The organism is Paenibacillus sp. TSA_86.1 (assembly GCF_052691815.1).
On the sequence record NZ_JBQZGE010000016.1, the window covers coordinates 1 to 19178 of the forward strand.

Genomic DNA, 19178 nt, shown 5'->3' on the forward strand with positions numbered 1-19178 from the left:
TGTTTCCAACACTACAAAACCTCCAAATAATTTATAGTTATTAGTATGTAATTCTCAATCCAATGCTAGATGCAAATTGATCGTGCTTCATACTCCTTTATCAATTCGACACAATTCTATTATATTCCTCTAAAAATTTACAAATTAATTGCCTTTTTCTGATTCATAAGACCCTCTTTGTTAGTTCCATAGGATTAAAGGTTCAGATTATCCGCTGTTTACCATATTATTACCAAAAGGATTTTAATTCGTGTTTATCGAATAGATTAAAATAACAGCGACAGGGCAGGAGCATGTACGGTTCAAACCATCGATGCCTTGAATTTTTTTTTTGTGTCGTTGTTGTTGCAAGATTCCCCGATCAAATTCCTGTTTAATGGGTAAGAGGTACTTATTTTAACAACCCATCTCTTTGACCGTCTTCAACACAAGCGAAGTCATTTTCTTCATGATTAACACGCGCAACCCAATCTACACCATTTTTGTTTAGCGAGACACGGGCTACATCAACTGCACCAGAAAAACCTTCAACACCATCAATACCATCATTACCATGTTTGACCACACGATCAGAATCAATTTCCAGTTATCTCAAACGAAAGACGTCCGGTTACATATGAACGATGTCTTATTCCGTTTACACATCTGTACAGCATGCTCTTAATCAAAACAACCGAGTTTTCACAACAGAATATCGATTATGGGCTCTGAAATGAATCAGAATGAATGCACGTGGAGGAGGCTGTAATGATGGCAAAAAAAGAGGTTGTAGCGATGCTGCTCGCGGGAGGGCAGGGCAAACGGTTAAAAGGGTTGACGAAATCACTGGCCAAACCTGCTGTTTATTTTGGGGGAACCTACCGCATTATTGATTTCCCACTGAGCAATTGCTCGAATTCGGGCATTGATACGGTTGGTGTTTTGACACAGTACGAACCACTTGTATTGCATTCCTACATTGGTATTGGCAGTGACTGGGATCTGGATCGCAAACATGGCGGGGTCTATGTGCTTCCTCCCCATGAGCGTGAAGACGGAAGTAACTGGTACCGTGGGACAGCTGACGCGATATACCGTAACCTGAACTTCATTGAACAATTCGATCCCGAACATGTGCTGATTCTATCCGGTGATCATATTTATAAGATGGACTATGACAAGATGATGCAGTACCACAAAGAAAAAAATGCCGACTGCACGATTTCCGTAATTGACGTATCCCTGGAAGAGGCGAGCCGTTTTGGGATTTTGAACACGAATGAGGACTACAGCATCTATGAATTCGAAGAAAAACCTTCCAAACCCCGAAGCACGCTTGCTTCCATGGGCATCTATCTTTTCAAATGGGATGTGCTGAAACGTTTCCTGATCCAGGACGAACAACAGGCATCCACCTCCTACGATTTTGGTAAAGACATCATTCCTTTGTTACTTGAAAATGAAAAATCTCTATATGCTTACCCGTTTGAAGGGTACTGGAAAGACGTTGGAACGATTCGCAGTCTATGGGAATCCAATATGGATCTGCTGGACGAAGAGACGCCACTTAATCTGAACGATCCGAACTGGCGTATTTTCACCCGTAACCCCAATCAGCCTGCTCAATATATATCGCCTGCTGCGAAGGTGCGTAACTGCATCATCAGTGAGGGCAGTATCGTGCACGGAGAGGTGAATCATTCCGTCTTGTTCTATGGAACAGAGGTGGGAGAGAACAGTGCAGTCATGGATTCCGTTGTGATGCCGCGGGTCAAAATTGGTCGGAATGTTTCCATTCACAAGGCCATTATTTCTGAAGGTTTAGTGATCCCGGATGGAACTCAGATAGCCCCTGCACCGGGGGATGAGAGTGATATTTTACTGGTGGATCAAGAGGAACTGGAACGGCAGTTACGTCAGAGAATCACGAAATAATTCGGGTGTGTGGATGCGAGACAGTATGATTTACCAATATGTTACCTAAGGACGGTGCGCGCGATGAAATCATTGATCGGAGTCATTAACCTTGATCATGAGCTTGAAGAGTTGAAGGAGTTGACGTATTTTCGCTGCGGTGCCGCGGTGCCTTATGCCGGGCGTTATCGTCTGATTGATTTTGTACTGTCCAACATGATGAATGCGGGCATTGAAAGCATTGGCGTGTTTGTTCGCCGCAAATACCGTTCGCTGATGGATCATCTGGGAGATGGTAAACCGTGGGATCTGGATCGCAAACATGGTGGTATGTTCATCCTTCCCCCAGACTGGAACGATCCGACAGATACTTCGCAGGGGGACTTGCAGCATTTTCACAACAATTTGGATTTCTTCCACAGAGGAGCCGGACAATACGTTGTGCACGCAGGCAGCCGCCATGTGACCAAAGCCGATCTTCAGGACGTCTATCAGTATCATATCCGTAAAGGGGCGGACGTCACGCTTGTATGCAAAAAAGTAGATCAGGTGTTACCTGAGCATGAATCCTGCGTGAAAGTTGATCATGATGAAGATGGCAATGTGGTGGACATTCACCAATGTGCTGACCATACGAATATATATACGGAGATTTTTATCATGGAAAAAGAACTGTTCCTCAAACAGGTGCAGCGCTGTATTGATCATGGTGAGACTCATTTCTTCCGTGATGCCATCCTGAAAAATCCGAGCGGATTGAAGATTGCAGCATATGCCTATGAAGGATATCATGCCGTAATTAACTCCATAGACAGCTATTACCGTAACAGCATGGATCTGCTGAACACAGGACAGTATGAACAACTGTTCAAAGAAGATCCCGTGCAAACCAAGATCAAATACGAAGCACCCGCCAAATATCTGGAATCGGCTGATGTCAAACACTCCTTACTAGCCAATGGTTGCATCGTAGGCGGTGAAGTGCAGGATAGCATCCTGTTCCGAGGTGTGCATGTTGCGAAGGGTGCGAAGATTAAGGGTTCAATCATCATGCAGAAATGTTATATTGGCGAAGGCACCGTGCTGGAGAATGTCATTCTGGATAAAGATGTGAAGCTGACCGGCGGTCAGACGTTGATCGGTGCCCCGTCGAATCCGTATATTTTGGCAAAAAGCACTATTATCTAAAGCTAAGATCTGTCCGATATCATCAATAACTATATATAAAAAAATAAAATCCTGCGGGTAAGTTTTCAGGGTCGTGTGCACTAGAAGTAACTCAGGGTTCGCGTTCTCACTAACGTGCAGCGTAGTGCAGGGCACGAAATCAATTCTGGAGAAGCGAAGCGCTCGCCTTTGTCTCTCCATTTCTACCTTGTGAAAGGTGATCAGGAAATGGAAGAGACAACAGCGATCGAGAGAATGATTCGTGACCGAAACGGTCACTTAGCAGAGTGGCCTGAGTACTTTAAATCACGAACTGCCCTCAACCCGCAGGATTTCACCGGGAGGAACCTACTTTTGTTTGACAACAAAGAAACGTTCAAATCGATCTTTCAACGGAATCTCGTCAGCAAACTGGGCAAACCCATTGAAGAAGCGACGAAGGAAGACGTGTACCATGTGCTGGGGAGTATGATTCGGGAATATGTAGGTCAGGACTGGGCAGCTTCGAATCAGGGATTCAAGCAGCGTCAGGATAAACAGGTGTATTACTTCTCGCTAGAGTTTCTGATTGGGCGTCTGCTTGGCAATAACCTGCTCAATGTAAATGAACTGGAACTGGTTCGTGACAGTCTGGAGGAACTTGGCTTTTCGCTGGAATGTATTGAGGAACAGGAAGCGGATGCAGGGCTGGGCAATGGAGGTCTGGGAAGACTTGCGGCCTGTTTTCTGGATTCGTTGGCTTCACTCGGTTATGCGGGACATGGATGCGGTATTCGTTACAAATACGGTCTGTTCGAGCAAAAGATTATTAACGGCAATCAGGTCGAATTGCCTGACAATTGGCTGGAGAAGGGCAATGAATGGGAAGTGCGGCGTCCTGACAAAAAGGTTGAAGTTCAATTCTGGGGCCGGGTTGAGGCTTATGAGAAGGATGGACATTACCAATTCGTGACCAAGGATGCTGAAGCGGTGGTGGCTATACCGTATGACGTACCCGTAATCGGTTATGGTCAGCCACATGTCAACACATTACGGTTGTGGAGCGCAGAGCCCAAACGGGAAACATCGATGGATACCCCTTCGAACTATTACGGATACCTGGATTACAGTCGTTCGGTGGAATCCATCTCCGAATTTCTTTACCCGGATGATTCCCAGTATGAAGGTAAGTTATTACGTTTGAAACAGCAGTACTTTATGTGCTCGGCTGGTGTACAGAGCGCATTGCGCACATTCAGCAAGCTGGGATTGTCTTATGACCGTTTGCCAGATAAGGTGGCGTTTCATATCAACGATACCCATCCTACACTGGTGATTCCCGAGCTGATGCGATTACTGATGGATGATAAGGGGTATGGATGGGATGAAGCGTGGGACATTACCACGCGCACCGTATCTTACACGAATCACACGACACTGAGCGAGGCATTGGAAAAGTGGCCTGTGGCCATGATCAGCAAACTGCTTCCGCGTGTTTACATGATCATTGAAGAGATCAACAAACGCTTCTGCGGGTTGCTGCTGGATCGTTATCCGGGTGATAACGATCGCATCGGGCATATGGCGATTATCGCGAATGATCAGGTTCGCATGGCACACCTTGCCATCGCAGGCAGTCACAGCGTAAATGGTGTCGCTGCTCTGCATACCGAGATTTTGAAAGAACGGGAGATGGCGCCGTTTTACGCCTTGTATCCAGAACGTTTTAACAATAAAACCAATGGCATTACACACCGCCGCTGGTTAATGCATGCCAACCCGAAGCTGTCGCATCTGATTACAGAAACGATCGGCAATGCTTGGATTACAGAGCCGGGCAAGCTGGAGCAGCTGGCCGATTACGCCGATCAGTCTTCGTTTCAGGAGCAGTTCCGTGCGATCAAACGGGATAATAAAAATCGTCTGGCCTCGTACATTTTGGATCATACCGGCACACCGGTTGATCCGGATTCCGTGTTTGACGTGCAGGTGAAGAGACTGCACGGGTACAAAAGACAGCTGCTGAACATTCTGCATGTAATGCATCTGTATAATAGATTGAAAAGCGATGCTTCGTTCGATATGGTGCCACGCACATTCATTTTTGGAGCGAAGGCAGCGCCAAGTTATTATTTTGCCAAGAAAATCATCAAGCTGATTAATACGGTGTCAGACACTGTGAATCGGGATACAGCGGTAAATGACCGATTGAAGGTCTTTTTCCTGGAGAACTACTCCGTTTCGCTTGCCGAGAAAATTATCCCTGCAGCAGATGTGAGTGAACAAATCTCAACGGCGGGAAAAGAGGCTTCGGGCACAGGTAACATGAAATTTATGATGAATGGCGCACTGACGATTGGTACGATGGACGGGGCAAACGTGGAGATGGCAGAGCAGGTCGGGGAAGAAAACATGTTCATCTATGGCCTTCGCGCGGACGAAGTGCTGGAATATTATCGGAATGGCAATTACCGTCCAAACGAGATCGTGGATCAGGATGAGCGGATCCGCGAAGTCGTAGAGCAACTAGTGCATCCGGGCGCATTCTGTTATCGGGATGGAGAGTTCTGGGATATTTATGACTCGTTGCTCGCGCATGGGGATGAATATTTTGTATTACGTGATTTTGCAGCGTACGCGGATGCTCATACGGCGATTGATCAAGCGTATCGTGATGTTTCGGGCTGGACTCGCAAGGCTGTACTGAACACAGCACATTCAGGCATTTTCTCCAGTGACCGTACAATAAGTGAGTATGCCACTGATATTTGGGGCATTCATCCCGTATCGGGACATTGGAATGGTTAGCCTACAGAAGGCGCGAGCGAAAAAACAGAACTGATAAATTAGAATTTTAAATTAGCTTTACAAACGGAATTCCATTCTCTCTTGTTTGATGTCTGCGTCTGGCAGTGGCGAAGTTCGCTGCAGGGCTGCGGACATGAACAAGAGATTTTTGTTATTTAAGTTCGCATTTAGGATCAAAAAATGGTTGAGTGTTTCAGTCATACTGAGTGAAGAAAGAGACCAGTAAGTTAAGACAAGTAGAGTACATATCACGCATATGAACAGGAGACGTATATATGGATCATTACTCACGTATTCAGCTCGCCATCGAGCATCTGGAGCAGCATTTGCAGGAGCCTTTCAACATTAGGGAGGCGTCTGCCGCCGCGAGTTTTTCAGCATTTCATTTTCAGCGCTTGTTTCTGGCCATTACAGGTTTTACCGTTTTGGAGTATGTGCGTAGACGAAGACTAACCGAGGCGGCAGCGACCTTGCGGAACACGGCTCAAGGCGTACTGGAGATAGCACTTAGCTATGGTTATCAATCACAGGAAGCCTTTACGCGAGCTTTCGATGCCCACTTTGGAATTACGCCGGCCCGGTATCGCAAGCAGGAGCATTTGACGGAGAAGCAGATGCAGCAGACTATTGATTTTAATGAATATCGTTCAAAACTCGGTACAGATTTCCATATGAATCCGCCGCGTCTGGTGACACTAGATCCGATCCGTATCATTGGATATGAATATCAGACGAATCTGAATAATGAGCAGCATTACGCAGAAATTCCTGGTTTCTACCATGATTTCGGAAGTCAGCAGAAGTTCATGAATATTCCAGAGCGAATTCGCCCCGATATGGCGTATGGTGTTGCGGCTCATTTTCAGGAAGATGGGGCATTTTCGTTTGTCGTTGGCGAAGAGAGTTCAGGAAGCAGTGATTCCTTAGAACCCGGATATACCTGTCTAGAGATTCCTGGCGGGTTGTATGCGGAGTTTACAACGGAAGGCTCCGAGCAGGACGTTCGTAAAATGCTCTACGGCAGCTGGCTGCCTGCATCCAAATACGAACGGCGGGAGGGACCGGACTTTGAAGTGACCGATGTATGGAAGTCAACGCCCGAGCGGCTGGACATGAAGATCTATATCCCGCTAAAATAGACCTTACCGCGCGTTTGGCGGAAAATGAGGTCGGGGGGAGCAGGCTTGAGCAGAAGAGAATGGCTATACTCCAAACGGGTGCTTGCGATCATTACACTTCTAGCGGTGATATATACGCTGATCATGTGCAGTCTGCTTTTTTTCAAGGGAAGGACACAGGGGTTGAATTATCAGTATAATGTTGTGCCCTTGGAGACGATTCGGCCGCTGCTTCTGGAGAGAGAAAACTATACGGCGGATGCCTGGGTCAAAAATCTGTTTGGTAATATCGTTTTATTTATTCCGCTGGGGATCTGGATTCCGTGGCTGGTTCGCCGCTATCGTTCTTGGCTTAAATTGACTTTGATTGTTGTGCTCATCCTTCTGCTGGTGGAAAGCATTCAGCTCATTACACGTCTAGGGTCATTTGATGCAGATGATATTATTCTTAATACAATAGGTGCCTGGATAGGATTTGCCGGTTTCCGATTATTTATAGATTCAACCAGAAAGATTCGAAGCTGATCGCATAGTGCGATTGAAGTTTCGGGTCTTTTTGTCTTTTCGCATAAAACTCAAGACTCAGGTGTTTATAAGGGTTTCTTTTCGGATAAAACATATTAACGGGTGAATGGCTTCACAAGAGAAGAAAGCGAGGTGGGTGTTATCGTTTGGTGGAAGGAAAGTGTGGTATACCAGATTTATCCGAGTAGCTTCAAGGACAGCGACGGAGACGGGTATGGCGATTTGCAGGGAATTTATGAAAAGCTTGATTATTTGCAAAAGCTCGGCGTGGATGTTATCTGGCTGTGTCCCATCTATGATTCACCGGGTCATGATAACGGATATGATATTCGTGATTACTACGCGATTTTACGAAAATATGGCACGATGGAGGACTTTGACCGGCTGCTTGCTGAAGCACATAAGCGTGGACTTAAAGTCATGATGGATCTTGTGCTGAATCATACTTCGGATGAACATGCCTGGTTTGCGGAATCCCGTTCTTCCAAAACCAATGCAAGGCGTGACTATTACATCTGGCGTTCCGGTAAAAACGGGCAGGTGCCGAACAACTGGGAGTCCTATTTTGGTGGTTCGGTGTGGAAACATGACCCGGAAACGAACGAATATTACATGCATCTATACTCGGAGCATCAACCCGATCTGAACTGGAACAATCCGGAGATGGCTGAAGAAATGTACGAAATGGTACATTGGTGGCTAGAAAAAGGAGTGGATGGCTTCCGCTTTGACGCAGTAGCCCACATTGCCAAAGCCGATGGATTGCCGAATGCTCATAACCCGAGCAACCTGCCTGTGGTGCAGGCGTATGAACTGTTTTCCAATCTGGAGCAGGTGCATTCCATCCTCCGGAAGTTGAATCATATGATTTTGAAGCCATACGGTCCGATGACGGTCGGAGAAACCTCGGGGCTTGGTCCCGAGCAGGCTTTAGCCTATGTAGGTACGGATCGGGATGAATTAAATATGGTGTTTCAGTTTGAGCATATGTTTGTGGATGCCGAGTCCTCCGGTATAGGCAAGTGGAACTATAAACCGTGGAAGCTGACAGAGCTAAAAGAAATTATGAGCCGATGGCAGACGGTACTGCATGGCCGGGGCTGGAACGCCAATTATATGGGCAATCATGATCAGCCGCGCCCGGTGTCGCGTTTTGGAGATGATGGGAAACACCGCGTTCGTTCAGCTCAGATGCTGGCGACATGGATGTTAACGCTGGAAGGCACACCGTACATTTATCAGGGGGAAGAGATTGGCATGACCAATGTGGCATTCCCCAACATTGAGCAATACCGGGATATTGAAACGAAAAATTATTACAATCATTATATCGGGCAAGGGAAATCCAAACATGAGGTGATGGAGGCCATCTGGCTAAAAAGCCGGGATAATGCACGAACACCGATGCAATGGGATGAATCCGAGCATGCCGGTTTTACGGCAGGTAATCCTTGGATTGAAGTGAACAGCAATTATAAGGACATCAATGTGGCGGATGCGGAGACGGACCCACATTCCATTCTGCATTATTACCGTAAATTAATCACATTGCGCAAGCAAAATCGGGTGTTGATTTATGGAGCATATGAACTGCTTTTGCCAGATGACCCGGAAATTTATGCATATACACGTACACTGGATGATGAGCAGTGGTTAATTGTAATGAATTTCAGTGCGAATGAGCCAGAGATGACATGGCCTGAAGGTTGGAATGCAGAAGACTGCAAATTAATGATTGGCAACGTGAGCAGACGTTATTCAACCGATGAAGGAGCTATCTTGCTCCAGCCTTATGAAGCAAGGGTGTATTGCAAAAAGCGTACAAGCGGCGAGTAAGCAATGCGCAAGCAGCGTATGGAAGTGATTAATATGCATAGCTAGCTGACGAACGTAACAAGGATGACAGTTTTGCGCTCGCGCAGCCTTCTGAATTATAATTAATAAAATAAATACTCATTATAAGTTGGAATTTTTGTTCACACAGACACGGAGAGGACAACTTATATCAATGTCAGGAGGAATCTGAATTGTTGAATATTACGTACCACGGACACTCCAGTGTACAACTGGGCACAGAACATAAATCACTCATGATTGATCCGTTTTTGCGTGGCAATGAGTTAGCGGTAACCAAACCAGAGGACATCAAGACGGATGTTGTCCTGTTGACACATGCTCACATGGATCACATTCTGGATGCGGAACCGATTGCCAAAGCCAATAATGCCAAAGTGGTGGCGATTGTGGAATTGGCTACATATATGTCGTGGAAAGGGCTTGATACCCTTGGCATGAATATGGGCGGTACGGTGGATCTTGAATTTGCCAAAGCGAAAATGATTCAGGCATTCCATACGTCCGGTATCGTACTGGAAGAGGAACAGCGGATTATGTATGCAGGTTTACCTGCCGGATTCATCATTGATATAGGTGGGAAAACGGTGCTGCATGCCGGAGATACAAGTCTGTTCGGCGATATGAAGATGATCGGGGATCGGCATGATATCGATGTTGCTTTCCTGCCGATTGGCGGACATTATACCATGGGGCCTGAAGATGCACTCCAGGCAGCAGAGTGGTTCAACGCCAAACTGACGATTCCCGTGCATTATGATACCTTCCCGGCGATTCGTCAGGATGCAGAGCGCTTTGTGCAGCAGCTGGCTTCCAAAGGGTTAGAAGGTCGTGTAATGGCACCAGGCGATTCTATTTCCCTCTAAATGATGTTCGTCTAATGAGTTGCCAGTTCATGAGCTGTTTCATCGACAATAGATAAATTTATAGAACGTACAGCTATAAAATAAGAGAAAAGGCGAAGCGGAAGTAATCCGTTTCGTCTTTTTGTGTATGTCGATATTTTACAGACTGATACAGATATCAGGGCATTTACGAAATGAGCATACGAAAATAGCTGTTACAGAGCAATCGTTTATGGGGAAGTGTAGGAGAGGTACATAAAATGAAAATATTCGTTTCAACTTGTATATACATGTTTACTTATGTAATATAGATGATGAAGTTACAGGCGGGTTTGGTAAGGGCAATAACAATATATTGGAGGCGTTAACATGAGTTTGAAGAACAAGGAGCCATCATCGTGGTGGAAAAAGTCCACGGTGTATCAGGTGTATCCAAAGAGCTTCAACGATACAACAGGATCGGGCACAGGTGACATTCGTGGCTTAACCGAGAAGCTGGATTATTTGCAGCATTTGGGGATCGACATTGTCTGGTTGCAGCCGGTTTACGTATCTCCGCAGCGGGATAACGGGTATGACGTAGCGGATTATTACCGGATTAATCCGGAGTATGGCACGATGGAGGATTTCGATGAATTGCTTGCCGAATTGAAAGCACGTGATATGAAGCTGATGATTGATATCGTGGTGAATCATTCTTCAATTGATCACGAATGGTTCAAGCAGTCTCGTTCATCCAAGGATAATCCATATCGGGATTATTACATCTGGAGAGACCCCGCACCAGGCGGCGGTGTACCGAACAACTGGCAATCCAAATTCGGTGGGCCAGCCTGGCAGTATGATGAGCATACGGGACAGTATTTTCTAACGTTGTTTGATCAAACACAGGCAGACCTGAACTGGGAGAATGAAGAGGTTCGTCAAGCCGTGCGCGATATGATCAAGTTCTGGGCAGAAAAAGGGGTGGATGGCTTCCGTATGGATGTTATTAACCTTATCTCCAAAGACCAGCGTTTCCCGAACGATGATGGCAGCGTGTCACCAGGAGACGGACGTAAGTATTACACGGATGGTCCGCGCGTGCATGAGTATATTACGGAAATGTATGATGAAGTCTTTGGACCCTATAACATGGTGACGGTAGGGGAGATGTCCTCGACCACGCTTGCGCACTGTATTCGTTATTCCAATCCGGATTCCAGAGAATTTTCGATGACATTTAACTTCCATCACTTGAAGGTGGATTATCCAAATGGACAGAAGTGGGAGCTTATGCCATACGATTTTGAAGCATTGAAGCAGCTGTTCAGTGAGTGGCAGACCGGAATGCAGGCTGGCGGGGGATGGAATGCACTGTTTCTGAATAACCATGATCAGCCACGTGCGTTGTCCCGTTTCGCAGATGATGGAGAATACCGTGCGGAGAGCGCTAAAATGCTGGCGACGACCCTGCATGGATTACAAGGTACGCCTTATGTCTATCAGGGGGAAGAGATTGGTATGCCTAATCCGGTATGGAAGGACATCGGCGAGTTCCGCGATATCGAGTCCACCAATATGTATCGTTTGCTGCAGGAAGAGCGGGGCAAGACGGGCGAGGAAGCTTTCCAGATTGTGAAGGAGCGTTCCCGCGATAATTCGCGGACACCGATGCAGTGGGATGGTACGGCTAACGCGGGATTTACAACCGGAACACCTTGGCTCAAGGTGGATGAGAGATATCCGTCCATTCATGTGCAAGAGCAAATGGCTGATCCGGGTTCCATCTATCATCATTACCGGAAGCTGATTGCTCTGCGTAAAGAGGTGGATGTGTTGAGTGACGGATTGTACGAACGATTGGATGATGCGCACCCGGAAGTATTTGCATACGCACGTACCAATGGGAACGAGACATTAATTGTAGTGTCCAACTTCCGCAAACAGGATACAGCATTCCAACTGCCTGAAGCAGTCTGGAACCAACATTTTGAAGGTAAATCACCTGAACTGCTTATCAGCAATACGGATGCAACCCCTGAGCTGAAACAGGAAATTTCGCTTAGTCCGTTTGCTTCTTATATGTGGTTGATCAAGCAATAACAGAGAGATGAATTCCATTTTATAAATAGGAAGTGACACTATGGCAATCGATAAAAAACAGGTTGAAGAGATCATCCGGGCCGTCGGCGGCAAAGAGAATATTGAAGCGGCGACACATTGTGTAACAAGGCTGCGGTTTGCATTGTATGACGAAGACAAAGTCGACACAGAGTTGCTCGATCAGAATGATCTGGTCAAAGGACAGTTCTCTTCCCAAGGCCAATACCAGGTGGTCATCGGGCCAGGTCTGGTCGATAAAGTGTATGAAGAGATGATTCAGATCACGGGAGGCGAACGTGCTTCCAAAGATGAAGTGAAGGCAGTCGCGGGCAAAAAGCAGAATCCGCTGCAGCGTGCGATTAAAACACTCTCGGATATTTTCATTCCCATTTTGCCAGCAATCATTACCGCAGGTTTGCTGCTGGGGATCAACAATATTTTGACAGGCCCTGGTATCTTCTTTGATGGAAAATCATTGGTGGATGTGTATCCCGTTTGGAAAGACCTGGCGTCCATCATTAATACAATAGCAAGCACTGCGTTTACATTCCTGCCAGCCTTGATCGGTTGGTCAGCGGTGACACGATTCGGCGGCAGTCCGCTGCTCGGGATTGTGCTGGGTCTGATCCTTGTACATCCCGATCTGCTGAGTGCATATGGTTACGCTGATGCGGTGAACAAAGGAACCGTTCCGACCTGGAATCTGTTTGGCTGGGAGATTGAGAAGATCGGTTATCAGGGTCAGGTTTTGCCTGTACTGGTATCGGCGTATCTTCTTGCCAAGATGGAAATTTTCCTGAATAAAAGGGTGCATGATTCCATCAAATTGCTGGTGGTAGCTCCTGTGACATTGCTGGTTACCGGGTTCCTGGCATTTACCATCATCGGACCGGTTACGTTTGCGATTGCAAACGCCATCACCTCTGGACTGATCTATATCTATGATTCATACGCTGCTCTGGGTGGTTTGATCTATGGTGGTTTGTATGCACTGCTCGTTATTACAGGCATGCACCATACTTTCCTTGCCGTGGACGTACAGCTGATTGGTAGTCAGGGGGGGACATTCTTGTGGCCGATGCTGGCACTGTCCAATATAGCGCAGGGTTCGGCGGCCCTTGCGATGATGCTGGTGTTGCGTGAGAAGAAAATGAGAGGGCTTGCGGCAACCTCATCCGTCTCCGCTTTCCTGGGCGTTACCGAACCGGCGATCTTTGGCGTGAATATCCGTTACCGATATCCGTTTATCTTTGGTATGATCGGTTCCGCTATCGGTGGTGTGCTGCTTACGATGAATAACGTACAGGCCACGTCCATCGGTGTAGGTGGCGTGCCTGGATTCCTGTCCATTTTCCCGGATAAATGGGGTGTCTTCTTCATCGGTATGGCGATTGTTCTGGTTGTGCCATTCCTGCTGACGGTCGTTTTTGGACGGACAAAGCTGAGAAAAGAAGAACGGCTTGCGGCAACTGGCGAGTCTGGCGAGGTACAAGGAAACCGTGCTGCATCGACTGACGCTGATTCCAAGGGCATGGTTACAGGCAGTTCTACCAACAAAAAGTCATCTGCATCACCACTCGAACTTATGGCACCATTAACGGGTAAAGCGGTGCCGCTGGAGCAAGTACCTGACCCGGCGTTTGCGGAGAAACAGATGGGTGAGGGCATTGCAATTGAACCTTCGGGTAATCAGGTTGTTGCGCCGTTTGACGCCAAGGTGGCACATGTCATTAAGAGTAAACATGCGGTTATTTTGGAACATGCGAGCGGACTTCAAGTTTTGATTCATGTCGGCATTAATACAGTATCGCTCAAAGGTGAAGGTTTCTCTATGTACGTTGAGACGGGTGATCGTGTTAGAGCCGGACAGAAGCTGCTTGAATTTGACCGTAACGTGATTCAGGATGCAGGTTATCCGCTCATCACCCCTGTCATTATTCCGGATGGTCAGGATATGGTTGAACGGATTGAGACGGTGACGGGAGATGTGGCTTCAAGTCAGAATAGCGTTCTGAGGATTCATCTGAAAGGATAAGTTCATATCAGGTTGTAGTCAAAAGAAGCTGTGAAACCTGCAGCTTCTTTTGATGTTTACAGGTATTATTTTCCATAAGATTCATGGTAAAATAGCTATGTTATCAAGTAATTACAATTTTCATAATCATTTGAATTGGCACGATTGGTGACTAGGTTAATCATCTGCCTAGGTAAATAAAGTGGTTCGTGCAGTGGGTGTAAACGGACGTTCCTAGTCAATTCATAAGGGGGAGAGCCATGACACGGGTAGCGGTGATGGTCATTCATGGGCTGGGTATGCAAAAGGAAGATTACGCAGACAAGCTGATCGCTTGCTTAAGCAAAGAATTGGATCGTGTTATGGTGCTGCCAGGCGCCGCGAAACAGATGCTGGACATTGAACCCGTCTTCTGGGCCGACGTTTTTGAGGAACGGGAAGAGATTTTGTTTCAACAGCTTGTTCGTACTCCCGGATTAAACTACCAGGCATTACGCCGCTTTGTCATTCACTATCTGGCCGATGCCGTTGCCTATCAACCCGTGGAAAACCAGGGACATCACTATGATGCCGTGCATCGAACACTGAACCGGGCAATGCATGCTCTCGCAAAGCGTAATGGTTCTGAAGCTCCGCTCTGTGTGGTTGCTCATAGTCTGGGTGCGGTCATTGCCAGTAACTTTTTCTATGACTTGCAATACCCTTCATCCAGCCGTATACCCGACATTGTGGATGTGAACTCGGCATTGGAGCGTGGAGATACGCTGACTAATTTTTACTCCTTTGGCACAACGCTTCCGCTATGGAGCTTGCGTTATGACAATTTTAGCCGTCCCATTCAGGTGCCTGCGCCGCAGGTCGCGCATCAATTTCCGAAGCTGGAAGGGGAGTGGGTTAATTTTTATGAAAGCCATGATATTCTGGGTTATCCGCTGCGTCCTATCGACCCAGCCTATGCGGCCGCAGTGAAGGAAGATGTTGAGGTGCATGTCGGCGGTCCGGCCACAAGCTGGAATCCACTGAGTCACGGGGGATACTTTACCAGTGAAAGCATGAACCGCAGAATTGCACAGGGACTGGCACGAACCTGGACATGGGTAAACCGTTCGATGTAAGTATTTATAGACAGAGGCGGACATGATGGAATGCAGGACTGGATGTGCTGTATGTTGGCAGTGGATTGCAGGCTGAGGAAGAAATGTACGGCTCTACGGATCGAGAAGCGTTTGATATGTTGACACCGTTGGAGCGGCAAACCACACGAGGATAAAAGTATGATGGCTTGTTAGATTGCGGAAGGTTAATTATACTTAATATGGAAGGATGTTGGTAAAGGAGGGGAACTTTAATAATGGATTGGATAAAACGTCTGGTGAAGGTTGTTGGTCATATGATGAGCGATCTGTGGATGGGGTCTTATCGCCGCAACTCCGATCATTATGATGAACAAGCTCCAAGTCAAGAACATAAGCCGAAATATTACACTTTTGTTGTTCTAGCAACGGTAGTCACAGTGGGTATTGTCGTTCTTATGTATAATCCAAAATATTGGTAGGTAATCATGGGGAAATAATCAAAAAAAGAGAGTATCCAGTGAATGCTACAGCATGAGGATACTCTTTTTAAGTTGTTTATTATTAGGATCTGTCTGCTAGGACAGCAACAGAGGGCCTAGGCTCTTTAAACATAAAGTAATACATCAAGGAAGAAATGACATAGAGACTGCCTGTAATGCTGAATGTGACAGCATATCCCCAATAGGTTCCATATGTCGTGACCAGATAAGATTGTACTGGCCCCATTGTCGCCCAACCAATCATAAACGAGGTTTGCATCATCGAGTTGGCAATTCCGCGGCGTTTATCCGAGATCCGATCGACTAATATCGCGGAATGAATCGGATTAGCAGCATTCATCAGAGCTTGTCTGAACAAAAAGCTGACGGATGCAATGAAAAGCAGATTCGTAAAGCCTGTGAATAACAGGAAGGGCAACGATAGTACCTGAAAAATAACTACAGCCCGTACACTGCCAACTTTGGCGGCTAACGTCGGGCCAATCAGCATGGACACAATGGTCATAATCTGACCGAGTGCAATAAGGATGCTCATGCCGCTTAAAGATACGGCGAAGCGATTCGTGAAATACAAATTCAGATAAGGCACAACGAGCCCCGATCCTAATCCGATGAGCAACTGCGTCACAATAAACTGACCGATCAGCTTCGTATCTCTTTTTTTAATAAGTGTGTCATCATCTGTGAGTGATGGTGTACTCGCAGCACGAGCATGCTCTGTTTCAGCTCTCTTAACAGGTTGTTGTCCTGGCTGAGGTTGTTTCGTATTTACAACTGTCCGTGACTTCTGATTCTCGGTTACAAAAAGCAACGGGATAAATGCAGAAAGAGTCGCCGCTCCGCCCATAAAAAGCACGGTTTGCAGACCGGTCACTTTGGCAAGCCCGGCTGAATGAAGCACATCTGCAAGTACGCCGCCGCCAAGGCTTCCTAGAACCTGTGAAGCCAGTACCATAGACGAATAATAACTGAACATTTTAAGGCGCTGGCTTTTTTTGACGTTCTCCGCGAGATAAGGAATGGCGAGTACCTGGAAAATTCCGGCAAACAGGCCGGAAAATACAGCAAACCAGATTAATCCGCTCGCAGCATAATCGAAGGAACGCCCGATTAGAAAAACCCCGCTGAATAACGCGCCAATAATTAACAATTTTTTGCGACTGAACTTGTCACCGCTGAATCCAATAGGAATGAACATGATTGCTGTAGCGAGAGATTGGATACTGACAATCTGCCCATTCATCGTGTCATTGTAACCGAGACCTTGAATGTAGAGATTGTAAAGAACCGAGAACATCCCGTTTCCGATCTGATACAGCAGACTTGCTAGAAAGAATAGTTGAATATTGCGAGACCACCCGCGAATTTCAACATGGATCTGTCGTAAAACTCTCAAGTGACTCCCTCCAGTCTGCCTATGCAGTCCTACCAGTGTAACAGGAAAGGCAGATTTTCGGAAGAATTGACCACTGTTTATTTTGTTACAGGGGAATCAGTGACACGAGCAATCACAAATCCGTCGTATCCTTTACTACCTACGGTTTGCAGTGCCGTGGCTTCAAGATGAGGGTGATCTCCGATGCATTCGAGAAAGGTTCGAACCCCTTGAACTCTTGGGTCTTCACTGTCAGAGTGAATGACTTCCCCATCCCTTATAATATTATCTCCGATGATCAAGCTTCCTGATCGTGTCAGACGTAAAGCCCATCTCAGGTAATCCGGATTACTCGGTTTATCAGCATCGATGAAAATCAGATCAAACGGTTCAGGGTACTCTTCCTTAATATCAGGGAGGGAGGTTAGTGCCGGACCTACTCGAAGATCTACTTTGTGCAGTAGTCCAGCTCGGGTCAGATTGGCTTGTGCAATTTCCGCATGTTTAGGTTCTGACTCCAGCGAAACGATTCGTCCATGATCTGGCAGAGCTCTGGCCATCCAGATAGTGCTGTAAGCACCTAGAGTTCCGATCTCCAGTACGCGCGAGGCCCCCTGTATTTTCAGCAATAGCTGAAGGAACTTTCCCTGATTCGGTGTGACATCATGTGACGGTAGCCCTGCTTCTGCATTGGCTTCAAGTGCAGCTTGCAAGTCTTTGTCGTTTGGAAGAAGAAGGCTGTTTATATAATGATCGACCTCATTCCAACGGGCGGGCGGGTTAACCTTGCTATTTTCCAAATCATACTTACTCATTACACATCTTCCTTTCTATGTTGCTGAATTGGTATTTCTTATACTTCAACTATAGAGGTGGTTGGAATATAAATAAAATATATATTTTGTATATTAATATATAATTAAGTTATGTAATAAGGTGACTAAAGTGCTGGATCAATATGTCAGTAAGCAAGGAAAAGGTGAGAATGTATGAACTTGCATGGATTACGATTGTTTCACGCCATTGTGAGGTACGGCGGAGTTACCCGGGCTGCGGAAAAATTGAATATCAGTCAGCCTGCGGTATCTTCTCAGGTGAAACGGTTTGAGCGTGAACTAGGTATAGGGCTGTTTGGTTCAGAAGGACGAAAGCTTGTGCTCACAGATGCAGGGAAACATTTAATGGAATATGCCGAGCGTTTGTTCATGCTGGAACAAGAAGTGGAGCAATTTGTAGAGGACACGAGGGAGGGGAAAAAAGGACTGATTCGTCTTACGGCGACTTACTTGCCGGCCAATTTTTTACTGCCGCGTTGGATTGCCACGTTCAAGCAGACACATGAGGATGTCGAGCTTGTCGTAAGCACAAGCAATACACAGATGGCTTTTGACCAGTTGTTTCGTTATGAAGCCGAGATTGCGATATACGGAGGAAGTGGAGTCAGTCATCCGGGTGTGCATTGGGATAAGTTATTCGAAGATGAAATGTGGTTTGTGGTGCATCCAGATCATCCGTATGCAGGTCAAAACATTACATTGCACGAGATGATGGATGAGCCATTCATAATGCGTGAGAAAGGCAGTGCAACACGGGAACGACTGGCTGCCTTGTGTACGACCAATAACCTGCCCTCCCCACGAATAACACTTCAGTTCAACGGATTGAACGAAACGATTAGTGCAGTAAAGGCAGGATATGGTGCTAATTTCATCTCATCCCTTGTTGTAAGAGAGGACGTTATTCAAGGTAAACTTGCCCGTGTATACGTGCAAAACGTACAGTTACAGAATACGATTGCCATCTGTACACGGGCAGGGGAACAGCTGACGCCGGCAGCAAGACAATTGGTTCAATGGATCAGGCAAGAAGCCCTTGCGATGCACTCTGCAATAAAACATTCAGCGTTGTGAAATTGTTTCAGTAGCACATATTCGCAAGA

15 protein-coding genes are annotated in these 19178 nt (G+C 46.5%); 12 read left to right on the plus strand and 3 right to left on the minus strand.

From position 1 onward, the window contains the following. Positions 1-391: 391 nt before the first annotated feature. On the minus strand, positions 392-565 hold the full coding sequence (locus ACUTVW_RS22690; protein WP_445647844.1) for a hypothetical protein: 174 nt from the start codon (positions 563-565) through the stop codon (positions 392-394). 185 nt (positions 566-750) lie between these two features. On the opposite strand from ACUTVW_RS22690, the gene ACUTVW_RS22695 reads away from it, so the two are divergent. The 11 genes from ACUTVW_RS22695 (at position 751) to ACUTVW_RS22745 (ending at position 15843) form a co-directional block, all read left to right on the plus strand. Further along, positions 751-1914: a glucose-1-phosphate adenylyltransferase gene (locus tag ACUTVW_RS22695; RefSeq protein WP_445647934.1), complete on the plus strand. Its 1164-nt coding sequence runs from the start codon at positions 751-753 to the stop codon at positions 1912-1914. A gap of 63 nt (positions 1915-1977) precedes the next feature. After that, on the plus strand, positions 1978-3081 hold the full coding sequence (gene glgD, locus ACUTVW_RS22700; protein WP_445647845.1) for a glucose-1-phosphate adenylyltransferase subunit GlgD: 1104 nt from the start codon (positions 1978-1980) through the stop codon (positions 3079-3081). 333 nt (positions 3082-3414) lie between these two features. Beyond that, positions 3415-5847 carry a glycogen/starch/alpha-glucan phosphorylase gene (locus ACUTVW_RS22705; RefSeq protein WP_445647846.1) on the plus strand — a complete coding sequence of 811 codons (2433 nt, stop codon included), beginning with the start codon at positions 3415-3417 and terminating at the stop codon, positions 5845-5847. Between the two features lie 275 nt (positions 5848-6122). Beyond that, entirely contained in the window at positions 6123-6986 is an 864-nt protein-coding gene (locus ACUTVW_RS22710) for an AraC family transcriptional regulator (RefSeq protein ID WP_445647847.1), read from the plus strand. Between the two features lie 45 nt (positions 6987-7031). Beyond that, the gene (locus tag ACUTVW_RS22715) at positions 7032-7490 is read left to right on the plus strand and encodes a VanZ family protein (protein WP_445647848.1); all 459 of its coding nucleotides are present in this window, start codon (positions 7032-7034) and stop codon (positions 7488-7490) included. 132 nt (positions 7491-7622) lie between these two features. Beyond that, entirely contained in the window at positions 7623-9326 is a 1704-nt protein-coding gene (locus tag ACUTVW_RS22720; RefSeq protein ID WP_445647849.1) for a glycoside hydrolase family 13 protein, read from the plus strand. 191 nt (positions 9327-9517) lie between these two features. After that, a complete protein-coding gene (locus ACUTVW_RS22725; protein WP_445647850.1) occupies positions 9518-10210 on the plus strand; it encodes a metal-dependent hydrolase in 693 nt (230 codons plus the stop codon). Positions 10211-10558: 348 nt separating this feature from the next. Further along, entirely contained in the window at positions 10559-12274 is a 1716-nt protein-coding gene (gene treC / locus ACUTVW_RS22730) for an alpha,alpha-phosphotrehalase (RefSeq protein WP_445647851.1), read from the plus strand. A gap of 40 nt (positions 12275-12314) precedes the next feature. After that, entirely contained in the window at positions 12315-14309 is a 1995-nt protein-coding gene (treP, locus tag ACUTVW_RS22735; protein WP_445647852.1) for a PTS system trehalose-specific EIIBC component, read from the plus strand. Positions 14310-14548: 239 nt separating this feature from the next. Beyond that, on the plus strand, positions 14549-15403 hold the full coding sequence (locus tag ACUTVW_RS22740; RefSeq protein WP_445647853.1) for a chemotaxis protein: 855 nt from the start codon (positions 14549-14551) through the stop codon (positions 15401-15403). A 236-nt stretch (positions 15404-15639) separates the two neighbouring features. Continuing rightward, positions 15640-15843, plus strand: coding sequence for a hypothetical protein (locus tag ACUTVW_RS22745; RefSeq protein WP_445647854.1), 204 nt, complete (start codon positions 15640-15642; stop codon positions 15841-15843). 82 nt (positions 15844-15925) lie between these two features. Here the strand turns inward: ACUTVW_RS22745 and ACUTVW_RS22750 are convergent, their stop codons facing one another. Together ACUTVW_RS22750 and ACUTVW_RS22755 are read right to left on the minus strand one after the other, a co-directional pair. After that, positions 15926-17260: an MFS transporter gene (locus ACUTVW_RS22750; protein WP_445647855.1), complete on the minus strand. Its 1335-nt coding sequence runs from the start codon at positions 17258-17260 to the stop codon at positions 15926-15928. A 77-nt stretch (positions 17261-17337) separates the two neighbouring features. Further along, entirely contained in the window at positions 17338-18054 is a 717-nt protein-coding gene (locus ACUTVW_RS22755) for an O-methyltransferase (RefSeq protein ID WP_445647856.1), read from the minus strand. A 174-nt stretch (positions 18055-18228) separates the two neighbouring features. Here ACUTVW_RS22755 and ACUTVW_RS22760 point away from each other — a divergent pair, with 174 nt between their 5' ends. Continuing rightward, on the plus strand, positions 18229-19149 hold the full coding sequence (locus ACUTVW_RS22760; RefSeq protein ID WP_445647857.1) for a LysR family transcriptional regulator: 921 nt from the start codon (positions 18229-18231) through the stop codon (positions 19147-19149). Positions 19150-19178 lie beyond the last annotated feature (29 nt).

Coding starts and splice junctions, on each gene's coding strand:
- ACUTVW_RS22695 (WP_445647934.1), top strand. CDS start 751: ATGGCAAAAAAAGAGGTTGTAGCGATGCTGCTCGCGGGAGGGCAGGGC.
- glgD (WP_445647845.1), top strand. CDS start 1,978: ATGAAATCATTGATCGGAGTCATTAACCTTGATCATGAGCTTGAAGAG.
- ACUTVW_RS22710 (WP_445647847.1), top strand. CDS start 6,123: ATGGATCATTACTCACGTATTCAGCTCGCCATCGAGCATCTGGAGCAG.
- treC (WP_445647851.1), top strand. CDS start 10,559: ATGAGTTTGAAGAACAAGGAGCCATCATCGTGGTGGAAAAAGTCCACG.
- treP (WP_445647852.1), top strand. CDS start 12,315: ATGGCAATCGATAAAAAACAGGTTGAAGAGATCATCCGGGCCGTCGGC.
- ACUTVW_RS22740 (WP_445647853.1), top strand. CDS start 14,549: ATGACACGGGTAGCGGTGATGGTCATTCATGGGCTGGGTATGCAAAAG.
- ACUTVW_RS22745 (WP_445647854.1), top strand. CDS start 15,640: ATGGATTGGATAAAACGTCTGGTGAAGGTTGTTGGTCATATGATGAGC.
- ACUTVW_RS22755 (WP_445647856.1), bottom strand. CDS start 18,054: ATGAGTAAGTATGATTTGGAAAATAGCAAGGTTAACCCGCCCGCCCGT.
- ACUTVW_RS22760 (WP_445647857.1), top strand. CDS start 18,229: ATGAACTTGCATGGATTACGATTGTTTCACGCCATTGTGAGGTACGGC.